The following is a 13125-nucleotide window of genomic DNA, read 5'->3' as shown; positions in this document are numbered from 1 at the left end:
CCGCACGGGCCCCGTCCTGACCGTCCCACCGGAGGCACTGCCACGATGGCCAGCAGTAACGAAGACAAGCTCCGCGACTACCTGAAACTCGTCACCGCCGACCTCCAGCAGACCCGCAAGCGTCTGCACGCCGCGGAGGCGAAGGAGCAGGAGCCGATCGCCATCGTCGCCATGGCCTGCCGCTACCCCGGGGACGTCGGTTCACCGGAGGACCTGTGGCGGCTGGTGGCGGAAGGCGGCGACGGCATCGTCGCCTTCCCCACCGACCGCGGCTGGGACCTCGACGGCCTCTACGACCCGGACCCGGACGCCCCCGGCAGCAGCTACGTCCGGGAGGGCGGGTTCGTCTCCGACGCGGCCGGGTTCGACGCGGGCTTCTTCGGGATCCCGCCGCGCGAGGCCCTCGCCATGGACCCCCAGCAGCGGCTCTTCCTGGAGTCCTCCTGGGAGGTCTTCGAACGCGCCGGGATCGACCCCGCCACCCTCAAGGGCAGCCGTACCGGCGTCTTCGTCGGCGCCGGAAACCCCGGCTACCTGGGCGGCGGCACGGGAACCCCGCACCGCGAGGTCGAGGGCTACACGCTCACCGGCAACGTCAACAGCGTCATCTCCGGCCGCGTCGCCTACACCTTCGGGCTGGAGGGCCCGGCCATCACCGTCGACACGGCCTGCTCCTCCTCCCTCGTCGCCGTCCACCAGGCCGCCCAGGCCCTGCGCGCCGACGAGTGCTCCATGGCGATAGCCGGCGGCGTCACCGTCATGCCCAACCCGTGGCTGTTCCAGGAGTTCAGCCGCCAGCGCGGCCTGGCCGGCGACGGCCGCTGCAAGGCGTTCTCCTCCACCGCCGACGGCACCATCTGGGGCGAGGGCGTGGGCGTGCTCCTCCTGGAGAAGCTCTCCGACGCCCGCCGCAACGGCCACCGCGTCCTCGCCGTGGTCCGCGGCTCCGCCGTCAACCAGGACGGCGCGAGCAGCGGCCTGACCGCCCCCAACGGCCCCTCCCAGCAGCGGGTGATCCGCCAGGCGCTGGCCAACGCCCGGCTGACGGCACAGGACGTGGACGCGGTCGAGGCGCACGGCACCGGCACCGCCCTCGGCGACCCCATCGAGGCGCAGGCCCTGCTGGCCACCTACGGGCAGGACCGGCCGGAGGGCCGGCCGCTGCTGCTCGGCTCGGTCAAGTCGAACATCGGACACACGGCCGCCGCGGCGGGCGTCGCGGGCATCATCAAGATGGTCATGGCGATGCGGGAGGGCGTGCTGCCGCGCACCCTCCACGTGGACGAGCCCACCCCCCAGGTCGACTGGTCGGCGGGCGCCGTCGAACTCCTGACGGAAGCCGTGGACTGGCCCGGGACCGGCCGTCCGCGCCGCGCCGGCGTCTCCTCGTTCGGCATCAGCGGCACCAACGCCCACGTGATCGTCGAGCAGGCGCCCGCCGGCACGCCGGAGGGACCGCCGCGCGTCCCGGCCCCTGCCGGGCCGCTGCCGTGGGTGGTCTCGGCGCACAGCGCGCAGGCGCTGCGCGGCCAGGCCGAGCGCCTCCTCGGCCTCGACACCTCCCTCCCGGCGGCGGACGTCGCGGCAGCGCTCGCGCTGACCCGCTCCGCGCTGGACCACCGTGCGGTGGTCCTCGCCGAGGACACGGACGGCTTCCGCTCCGGCCTGCGCGCCCTCGCGGACGGCACCCCGGACGGGTCGCTGTCCGAGGGCACGGCACGCCCCGGGAAGCTGGCCTTCCTGTTCTCGGGGCAGGGGGCGCAGCGTGCGGGGATGGGGCGTGAGCTGTACGCGGCCCAGCCGGTGTTCGCGGCCGCGTTCGACGAGGTGTGCGCCCACTTCGACGTCCCGTTGAAGGAGATCGTGTTCGGCGGCGGGGAGGAGGTCCACCGCACCGAGTTCACGCAGCCGGCGCTGTTCGCCCTCGAGGTGGCGTTGTACCGGCTGGTGGAGTCGTTCGGTGTGCGTCCGGACTTCGTGGCGGGTCATTCGATCGGTGAGATCGCTGCCGCGCATGTGGCGGGGGTGCTGTCGCTGGGGGACGCGGCGCGTCTGGTGGCGGCGCGTGGTGCGCTGATGGGCGCCCTGCCGGAGGGCGGGGCGATGGTGTCCGTACGGGCCACGGAGGGCGAGGTCCGTGAGCTGCTGACCGCGGAAGCCGACATCGCGGCGGTCAACGGCCCGGAGTCCGTGGTGATTTCGGGTGCCGAGCAGGATGTCCTGGCCGTGGCCGCAACGCTCGCGGACCGGGGTCGTAAGACGAAGCGGCTGACGGTCTCGCACGCCTTCCACTCGCCGCTGATGGAGCCGATGCTCGACGCCTTCCGCGAGGTCGCCGAAGGCCTGACCTACGGGACCCCCGCGATCGCGGTCGTCTCCAACGTCACCGGCGGACCGATCACGGAGTTCTCCGCCGACTACTGGGTCGAGCACGTCCGGGCCGCCGTCCGCTTCGGCGACGGCATCGCCCACCTCGCCGCACGTGGCGTCGGCCACTTCCTGGAGCTCGGTCCCGCCGGGGTCCTCACCGCGATGGCCCGGGAGAGCCTGCCCGAGGAGTTCGACGGCCTCGCCACCACCGCCCTTGACAAGCACCGCCCCGAGCCCACCGCCTTCCTCGGCGCGCTCGCCGCGGCCTGGACCCGCGGCCTCCCCGTCGACTGGACGCCGCTCCTCGCCCCCCGCACCCCGGCGGACTCCGTCGAGCTGCCCACGTACGCCTTCCAGCACCGCCACTACTGGCTGACCCCCGAGACCGGCGCCCCCCGCGACGCGGCCGAGGAGCGGTTCTGGCAGGCCGTCGACGAGGAGGACGTCGACACCCTCATCGCCACCCTGGACATCGACGGTGACAAGCCGCTGCGCGAAGCCCTCCCCGACATGGCCTCCTGGCTGCGCCGCCGCCGCGCCCCCGAGACCCGGACCGCCCTCGCCGCCCTGCACTCCGCACCCGACGAGGAAGCCGGCCGGGCCGCCGGGTCCGCGCTGCGCGAGCAGCTCCGGGGCCTCCCGGAGGCCGAGCAGCTCCGCACCGTCCTGGACCTGGTACGCGCCCTCGCCGCCGCCGTCCTCGGCCACGACGGGCCGGCCGCGATCGACCCGCAGCGGGCCTTCAAGGAGCTGGGCTTCGACTCGCTGGCCGCCGTCAACCTGCGCAACCGGCTGAACAACGCCACCGGGCTGCGGCTGCCCGCCGCGTTCGCCTACGACCACCCGACCCCCGCCGCCGTCGCCGCGTTCGTCCGGGCCGAAGTGCTCGGTGAGCGCGCCGCCGCCGTCACCGGCCACATCGCGGGCGCGGCGGCGCAGGACGAGCCCGTCGCGATCGTCGCCATGGCCTGCCGCTACCCCGGCGGGGTCCGCTCGCCCGAGGACCTGTGGCAGCTCGTCGACACCGGCGCCGACGTCATCAGCCCCTTCCCCGCCGACCGCGGCTGGGACCTCGAGGCCCTCTACCACCCGGACCCCGACCACCCCGGCACCACTTACGTCCGCGAGGGCGGGTTCCTCCACGACGCCGCCGACTTCGACCCGGCCTTCTTCGGGATCTCGCCGCGCGAGGCCGTCGCCATGGACCCGCAGCAGCGGCTGCTCCTGGAGGCCTCCTGGGAGGCCTTCGAACGGGCCGGCATCGACCCGACGAGCGTGAAGTCCGCCCCCATCGGGGTCTTCGCGGGCGCCACCCAGCCCGGCTACTTCGGCGGCCTCCAGCAGATGGGCGGCGAAGGCGTCGAGGGCTACTCCCTCACCGGCAACCTGACCAGCGTCATCTCCGGCCGCGTCGCCTACACCTTCGGGCTGGAGGGCCCGGCCGTCACCGTCGACACCGCCTGCTCCTCCTCCCTCGTCGCCCTCCACCTGGCCGCCCAGTCCCTGCGGGCCGGCGAGTGCACCATGGCGCTGGCCGCCGGCGTCACCGTCATGCCGACCCCCGACCTGTTCGTGGAGTTCAGCCGCCAGCGCGGCCTGGCCGCCGACGGCCGCTGCAAGGCGTTCTCCGCCGCCGCCGACGGCACCGCCTGGTCCGAGGGCGCCGGGGTCCTGCTCCTGGAGAAGCTCTCCGACGCCCGCCGCAACGGCCACCGCGTCCTCGCCGTGGTCCGCGGTACGGCGACCAACCAGGACGGCGCCTCCAACGGCCTCATGGCCCCCAACGGGCCCTCCCAGCAGCGGGTGATCCGCCAGGCGCTGGCCAACGCCCGGCTGACGGCACAGGACGTGGACGCGGTCGAGGCGCACGGCACCGGCACCGCCCTCGGCGACCCCATCGAGGCGCAGGCCCTGCTGGCCACCTACGGCCAGGACCGGCCCGGGGACCGGCCGCTGCTGCTCGGCTCGATCAAGTCGAACATCGGCCACACCTCGGCCGCCGCCGGTGTCGCCGGCGTCATGAAGATGGTCATGGCCATGCGCCACGGCGTACTGCCCAGGACCCTGCACGCCGACGAGCCGTCCCCGCACGTCGACTGGTCGGCGGGCGCGGTGGAACTCCTCACCGAGGCCGTCGCATGGCCGGAGACGGGCCGCCCGCGCCGGGCCGGCGTCTCCTCGTTCGGCGTCAGCGGCACCAACGCCCACGTGATCGTCGAGGAGGCCCCGCAGGAGCCCGCACCGCGGACCACGACCGGGCCCGGGCAGGAGCCGGCGCCCGCCGAGCTGCTGCCCTGGCTGGTCTCCGCCCGCACCCCCGACGCCCTGACCGAACAGGCGCGCCGCCTGCGCGACCTCACCGCGGCCCGTCCCGGGCTGGACCTGCCGAGCACCGCCTCCGCCCTGCTGTCCTGGCGCGCCCAGCTGGAAAGCCGTGCCGTGGTTCTCGCCGACAGCCGCGAGGGCTACCTCGAGGGCCTCGACGCCCTCGCGGCCGGCGCCTCGGCGCCCGGCACCTTCCGCGGCGAGGCCGTTCCGGGCGCCCGCACCGCCTTCCTGTTCTCCGGGCAGGGCGCGCAGCGCGCGGGCATGGGCCGGGAACTGTACGACGCCCAGCCGGTGTTCGCCGACGCCTTCGACGAGGTCTGTGCCCACTTCGACCTCCCGCTGAAGGAGATCGTCTTCGGCGGCGGGGACGACGTCCACCGCACCGAGTACACGCAGCCCGCGCTGTTCGCCCTCGAGGTCGCGCTGTTCCGCGTACTGGAGTCCTACGGCATCCGCCCCGACTTCGTCGCGGGCCATTCGATCGGCGAGATAGCGGCCGCGCACGTGGCGGGGGTGCTGTCCCTGGCGGACGCGGCCCGTCTGGTGGCGGCGCGCGGTGCGCTGATGGGCGCCCTGCCGGAGGGCGGGGCGATGGTGTCCGTCCGGGCCGGCGAGGACGAGGTCCGCCCGCTGCTGCCCGCCGACGCGGACATCGCGGCGGTCAACGGCCCCGAGTCCGTGGTGATCTCGGGCGCCGAGGACGCCGTTCTCGACGTGGCCGCGAAGCTGGCGGAACAGGGCCGCAAGACCAGGCGCCTGACCGTCTCGCACGCCTTCCACTCGCCGCTGATGGAGCCGATGCTGGAGGCCTTCCGCGAGGTCGCCGGGACCCTGACCCACTCCGCCCCCGCCCTCCCGGTCGTCTCCAACGTCACCGGCGAGCAGATCACCGCGTTCACGGCCGACTACTGGGTCGAGCACGTCCGCGCCGCCGTCCGCTTCGGCGACGGCATCACCCACCTCGCCGGACAGGGCGTCACCCACTTCCTCGAACTCGGCCCGCAGGGCGTCCTCGCCGCCATGGCGGGGGAATCCCTCCCCGACGCCTTCTCCGGACTCCTCACCCCCGTCCTGCGCAAGGACCGCCCCGAACCGGAGGCGTTCCTCGGCGCCCTCGCCGACGCCTGGACCCGCGGCCTGCCCGTCGACTGGACCCCGCCGCTCGCCGACCGCCCCGCCTGCCGGGTCGACCTGCCCACGTACGCCTTCCAACGGCAGCGCTACTGGCTCGACGCCGCCCCCGCCGGCGCCGGCGCGCCCACCGCGCGGGACGAGGCCGACACCGAGTTCTGGGCGGCCGTCGAACGCGAGGACCTCCAGGCCCTCACCGGCACCCTGCACCTCCCCGACGAGGAGCAGCTGCGCGGCGTCCTGCCCGCCCTGTCCACGTGGCGGCGCGGCCGCCAACGGCAGCACACCATCGACTCCTGGCGCTACCGCATCACCTGGAAGCCCGCCCCCGACCCGGCCGCCGCCGCCCGCCAGGACGGACACTGGCTGCTCGTCGTACCCGAAGGCACGGACCCCGCCGGGCCGCTCGCCGACCGGGCCGCCGCCGCGCTCACCGCCGCCGGAGCCACCACCGCCGTCCTGCGCCTCGACGCGACCGCCGCCGACCGCACCGACTGGGCCGCCCGGCTGCGCGCCGGCACCGGCCCGGAGCCCGCGGGCGTGCTCTCCCTGCTCCCGCTCGACAGCCGCCCGCACGCCGCCCAGCCCGGGGTCAGCGCCGCGCTCGCCGCGACCGCCGCCCTGGCACAGGCCCTCGGAGACGCCGGCGTCGGCGCCCCGCTGTGGAACCTGACCAGCGGAGCCGTCTCCACAGGACCCTCGGACCCGACGGCCGACCCCACCGGCGCCCAGGCCCAGGTGTGGGCCCTCGGCCGGGTCGCCGCCCTCGAGTACCCCGACCGCTGGGGCGGCCTCGTCGACGTGCCCCACGACCTCGACGAGCGGGCCGCCGCCCGCCTCGCCGCCGTCCTGGCCGCACCCGGCGGCGAGGACCAGCTCGCCGTCCGCGGCGCCGGCGTCCGGGTACGGCGCCTGCGGCGCGCCCCCGCCCCCGCCGCCCGCCCGGCCGCCGCACCCTGGCGGCCCACCGGAACCGTCCTCGTCACCGGCGGCACCGGCGCCCTGGGCAGCCGGCTCGCCGGCTGGCTCGCCGAAGGCGGCGCCGGCCACCTGCTGCTGACCAGCAGGCGCGGCGCGGACGCCCCCGGAGCCACCGAACTCGCGGCCGCCCTGCGCGCCTCGGGCACCGAGGTCACCCTCGCCGCCTGCGACGTCGCCGACCGCGACCAGCTCGCCGCCCTGCTGGCCTCCGTGCCCGCCGACCGGCCGCTGACCGCCGTCGTCCACGCCGCGGGCGTCTCCGACAACGGGTTCATGGACGAGGTCACCGCCGGACACCTCGCGCACGTCCTGCGCCCCAAGGCCGTCGCCGCCGACCTGCTCGACGAACTCACCCGCGGCCTCGACCTGTCCGCGTTCGTCGTCTTCGCGTCCAGCGCCGGCATGTGGGGCAGCGGCGGCCAGGCCGCCTACGCGGCCGCCAACGCCCACCTCGACGCCCTCGCCGAACGCCGCCGCGCCCACGGCCTGCCCGCCACCGCCGTCGCCTGGGGCCCGTGGGCCGAGGCCGGCATGGCGGCCTCCGAGGACATCGACGAGCACCTGCGCCGCCGCGGGGTCATCGGCATCGCGCCGGACACCGCCATCGCCGCCCTCCAGCAGGCCCTCGACCTCGACGAGACCTGCGTCGGCGTCGCCGACGTGGACTGGGCCCTGTTCGCCCCCACCTACACGGCCATGCGCCACAGCGCGCTGATCAGCGAACTCCCCGACGTACAGGAGGCGCTGGCGGACGACGGCCCGGACACCGGACAGGAGGCCACCGCCTCCTCCGCCGCCCTCAGGCAGCGGCTCGCCGCCGCCGCACCCGCCGACCAGCAGCACCTCCTCGTCGAACTGGTCCGCGGACACGCCGCCGCGGTCCTCGGCCACCGCACCGCCGACGGGGTCCAGGAGGCGCGGCCCTTCAAGGACCTGGGCTTCGACTCGCTCAGCGCCGTCGAACTGCGCAACCGCCTCGCGGGCGACACCGGCCTGAAGCTGTCCGCCACCCTCCTCTTCGACCACCCCACCCCCGCGGCGCTCGCCCAGCACCTGAGCGAGCACCTGCGGAGCGGCGACATCGAGACGGACCGGTCCGTCCTCGCCGACCTCGACCGCATCGACGCGGCCCTCACCCGGCTCACCCCGGACGACGGGGCGCGCCACCGCATCGCCGGCCGGCTCCAGGTGCTGCTCACCAAGTGGGGCGGCACGAACCCGGAGAAGGCCGAGGAAGCCGACGCCCACGACGAACTGGCGTCCGCCTCGGCCGAAGAGATCTTCGCGTTCATCCACGAAGAGCTCGGCAAGTCGTAGCCCGTGCCGGAACGTCATCCAAGGAGCTCCCGCCAGATGGACAACGAACAGAAGCTGCTCGATCACCTCAGGTGGGTGACCGCCGAGCTGAAGCAGACCCGGCAGCGGCTGCGCGAGGTCGAGGCGGACGAACCCGAGCCCATCGCCGTGGTCGGCATGGCCTGCCGCTACCCGGGCGGCGTGCGCTCGCCCGAGGACCTGTGGCGCCTCGTCCGCGACGGCCGCGACGCCGTCTCCGGTTTCCCCGTCAACCGCGGCTGGGACCTCGACGCCCTCTACGACCCGGACCCCGACCACCTCGGCACCACGTACGTCCGCGAGGGCGGCTTCGTCCACGACGCGGGCGACTTCGACGCCGACTTCTTCGGGATCTCCCCGCGCGAGGCCCTCGCCATGGACCCCCAGCAGCGGCTGCTGCTGGAAACCGCCTGGGAGGCCTTCGAGCGGGCGTCCGTCGACCCGACGGCGGTCGCCGGCAGCCGGACCGGCGTCTACGTCGGCACCACGTACACCGGCTACGGCAGCGACCGGGAGGGGGCCGCCGAGAACGTCGAGGGCCACCTGATGACCGGCATCGCCACCGCCGTGTCCTCCGGGCGCCTCTCGTACGCCTTCGGGCTGGAGGGCCCGGCGGTGTCCGTCGACACCATGTGCTCCTCCTCCCTCGTCGCCATCCACCTGGCCGTGCAGTCCCTGCGCCAGGGCGAGTGCGCGCTCGCCCTGGCGGGCGGCGCGCAGATCATGTCGACGCCCGAGGTGTACGTCGAGTTCAGCCGCCAGCGCGGGCTGTCCCCCGACGGCCGCTGCAAGCCGTTCGCGGCCGCCGCCGACGGCACCGGCTGGTCGGAGGGCGTCGGCGTCCTGCTCCTGGAGAAGCTGTCGGACGCCCGCCGCAACGGACACCGCGTCCTGGCCGTCGTCCGCGGTTCCGCCGTCAACCAGGACGGCGCCTCCAACGGCCTGACCGCCCCCAACGGCCCCTCCCAGCAACGGGTCATCGAGGAGGCCCTCGCCAACGCCCGGCTCTCGCCCCACGAGGTCGACCTGGTCGAGGCGCACGGCACCGGCACCACCCTCGGCGACCCCATCGAGGCGCAGGCCCTCCTCGCCACCTACGGCCGCAGCCGTCCCGAAGGCCGCCCCCTGCACCTGGGCTCCATCAAGTCCAACATCGGCCACTCGGCGGCCGCGGCCGGCGTCGCGGGCGTCATCAAAGCCGTGATGTCCGTACGCGACGGGGTGCTGCCCCGCAGCCTGCACATCGACGGCCCCACCCCCGAGGTCGACTGGTCCTCCGGCGCGGTCGAACTCCTCACGGAGGAGCGGCCCTGGCCCGCCACGGAGGGCCCCCGCACCGCCGCCGTCTCCTCCTTCGGCGCGAGCGGCACCAACGCCCACGTGATCGTCCAGGCCGCGGGCCGGGACACCGGCCGGGACGCGGACACCGGATCCGCCCCGCAGGCACCCGCGACGGCCCGGCCGCTCCTCCCCGCCGCCGCCCTGCCCTGGATCCTCTCCGGCCGTACCGCCGAGGGCCTGCGCGGCCAGGCGGCCCGGCTGCGCGCCTTCACCGACGAGGCCGGCTCCGGGGTCTCCGCAGCGGCCATCGGCCTCGCCCTGGCGACCACCCGGGCCGGGCTCGAGCGGCGCGGCGTCGTCCCGGCGGGCTCGCGGGCCGGCCTGGACGCGCTGGCCGCCGGGCTTCCGGCGGCGGGCGTCGTGGAGGGGGCCGTGGTGACGGGCGCGGAGCGTCCGGTGTTCGTGTTCCCGGGTCAGGGTTCGCAGTGGGCGGGGATGGCGGTGGGGCTGTACGACTCCTCGCCGGTGTTCGCTGCTCGTCTGGACGCGTGCGCCGCTGCTCTGGCTCCGTTTACGGACTGGTCGTTGTTGGGGGTGCTCCGGCAGGAGGCGGGTGCTCCGGGTTTCGACCGGGTGGACGTGGTGCAGCCCGCCCTGTGGGCGGTGATGGTGTCGCTGGCCGAGTTGTGGCGTGCGGCGGGTGTGGTTCCGGCTGCGGTGGTGGGTCACTCGCAGGGTGAGATCGCGGCCGCGGCGGTGTCGGGTGCCCTGTCGTTGGAGGACGCGGCGAAGGTGTCGGCGTTGCGGGCGCGGGCGATCGTGTCCCTGGCGGGCAAGGGCGGGATGGTGTCGGTCGCCGACTCCGCCGACGCCGTGGCGGAACGTATCTCGGCCTGGGGTGAGCGGCTGGCGCTGGCTTCGGTGAACGGGCCGGCCTCGACGGTGGTCTCGGGTGATCCGGAGGCCCTGGAGGAGCTGATGGCGGGCTGTGAGGCCGATGGTGTGCGGGCGCGCCGGATCAATGTGGACTACGCCTCGCACGGCCCGCAGGTCGAGTCGATCCGCGACGAGGTCATCGGCCTCCTCGCCGGGATCGAGCCGCGGACGGCCGAGGTCCCGTTCTTCTCCACCGTCACCGGCGAGTGGGCCGACGGGTCGGAACTCGACGCCGCGTACTGGTACGCCAACCTGCGCCACACTGTCTGCTTTCAGGACGCCATCGCCGCACTCCTGGAGCGCGGGCACGGGCTGTTCGTGGAGTCCAGCGCCCACCCGGTGCTGACCATCGGTGTCCAGGAGACCATCGAGGCCGCCGGTTCGCCGGCCGTCACCCAGGGCACCCTGCGCCGTGACGAGGGCGGCCCGCAGCGCTTCCTGGCCTCGCTCGCCGAGGCCTGGACGCACGGCGCCCCCGTCGACTGGCAGAGCCTCTGCGACACCCCGGACGCACCCGCCGACCTCCCCACGTACGCCTTCCAGCGCCGCACCTACTGGCTCGAAGCCGCCCCGGCAGCCGACCGCGCACCAGCCGTGGACGAGGCCGAAGCCGGCTTCTGGGACTCCGTGGAGAGCGCGGACGTCACCGCCCTCGCCGACACCCTCGCGCTCCAGGACACCGGGCCGCTCCGGGAACTCCTGCCCGCCCTGTCCGCCTGGCGTCGTGACCGCCGGGAGGCGAGCGCGCTCGACGCCCGCCGCTACCGCATCACCTGGAAGCACCTGCCCGACGCCGCACCGGCCCGTCTCCACGGCGACTGGCTGCTGCTGGCCCCCGAAGGCACCGCCGCCGGGACCTTCGAGGACCTGCTCACCGCCCACGGCGCCCGCGCCCACGTCCTCGCCCTCGACCCCGCCCGGGCCGGCCGGGACGCGTGGGCCGGGGCGCTGCGCGCCGCGCAGGACGGCCACGAGCCGTTCGCCGGGATCCTCTCCCTGCTGTCCACCGACGAGGACGCCGGTCTCCTCGGCACCCTCGTCGCCACCCAGGCACTCGAGGACGCCGGCATCGAGGCCCCCCTGTGGGCCCTCACCCGCGGGGCCGTCGCCGCCGGCCCCGAAAAGGCTCCGCGCAGCGCCGTACAGGCACAGGTCTGGGGCCTCGGCCTCGTGGCCGCGCTGGAACGGCCGCGCGGCTGGGGAGGCCTCGTCGACCTGCCCGCGGACCTCGACGAGGCCGCCGCGGCACGCCTCGCCGGGGCCCTCGCGGGCCGGGACGGCGAGGACCAGATCGCGATCCGCACCGCCGGCACCTACGTACGCCGGCTCGTGCGGGCCGCCCTGCCCGGCGGCGCGCCCGCCCGCGAGTGGCAGCCGTCCGGCACGACCCTGCTCACCGGCGCCGCCGGCCCGCTGGGAGCCGAGGCCGCCCGCCGCCTCGCCGCCGCGGGCGCCGGCCACCTGCTGCTCACCGCGGCGCCCGCGGAGTTCACCCCCGCGCTCGAAGCCCTCGCCGGCGACCTCGCCACCACCGGCACCGGGGTGACCGTGGAGGAGTGGGACGGTGCGGACCCGGCGGCGCTCGCCGCGCTGACCGCGCGCGCGGAGCGGGCCGGACGGCCGGTCCGCACCGTCGTCCACGCCGCCGCGCACATCGAACTCACCCCCCTCGCCGCCACCACCGGCCGGCACCTGGAGGAGGCCCTCGCGGCCAAGGTCACCTCCGCCCGGGCCCTCGACGAGGTGTTCGGCACGGACGGCCCCACCCTGGACGCGTTCGTCCTGTTCTCCTCCGTCACCTCCTACTGGGGCGGCGGCGAGCACGCCGCGTTCGCCGCGGCCAACGCCCACCTGGACGCCCTCGCCCAGCAGCGGCGCGCCCGGAACCTGCCGGCCACCGCCGTCGGCTGGGGCGTATGGGACCTGTTCGACGCCGAGGCCCACCCCGACGAGGCGCGCGAACTCCACGAGCGTTCCGCCCGGCGCGGCCTGCCCCTCCTGGACCCCGCAGCGGCCCTCCAGGCCCTGCGGCGGATCCTCGAGCACGACGAGACGGCCGTGGCCGTCGCCGACGTCGACTGGGACCGCTTCCTGCCCCTGTTCACCTCGGCCCGTACGGGACGCCTCACCGAGGACGTCCCGCAGGCCCGCCGGATCCTCGCGCGGGCCGGCGGCGACGAGGACGCCGGGAACACGGGAGCCGCCGACGCGCTGCGCCACAAGCTCGCCGAACTGTCCGGCGAGGAACAGGAACGCGTCCTCACGGACCTGGTGTGCGGCCACGCCGCCGCCGTCCTCGGCCACGCCTCCGCCGGCGCGGTCGACGCCGCCCGGGCCTTCAAGGACCTCGGCTTCGACTCGCTGACGGCCGTCGGCCTGCGCAACGGGCTCAACACCGCCACCGGGCTCGCCCTGCCCGCCACGATGGTCTTCGACTACCCCACCCCCGGCGCGCTCGCCGGCTACCTGCGCGGCCTGCTCCTGGACGGCGGTGCCCGGCGCGAACAGGCGACCGCGGACTCCGTGCACGGCGACCTCGACCGCCTCGAGTCCGACCTGCTGTCGCTGGCACCCGGCCAGGACGAACGCAAGAACCTCACCCGCCGCCTGGAGGCACTGCTCTCCCGCTGGAAGGACGCGCAGGCCGCCGCGGACGCCGAATCCGTCAGCGGAAAGCTCGACGCCGCGTCCGACGAAGAGATATTCGCATTCATCCGCAAGGAATTCGGCCGCCCGGAGTAAGGGCGTCCTCCGGCCAGTCGG

The 13125-nt window shown here is 75.5% G+C and carries 1 protein-coding gene and 1 pseudogene; both read left to right on the top strand.

From position 1 onward, the window contains the following. Positions 1-84: 84 nt before the first annotated feature. Positions 85-8127: pseudogene (locus tag ACZ514_RS26160) on the top strand (type I polyketide synthase); the annotation flags it as partial. Positions 8128-8163: 36 nt separating this feature from the next. Next, positions 8164-13104, top strand: coding sequence for a type I polyketide synthase (locus ACZ514_RS26155; RefSeq protein ID WP_469125814.1), 4941 nt, complete (start codon positions 8164-8166; stop codon positions 13102-13104). Positions 13105-13125: the final 21 nt, after the last annotated feature.

It is taken from the genome of Streptomyces sp. NPDC034086 (assembly GCF_055575515.1).
This window is presented reverse-complemented; position numbering and strand designations above follow the sequence as displayed.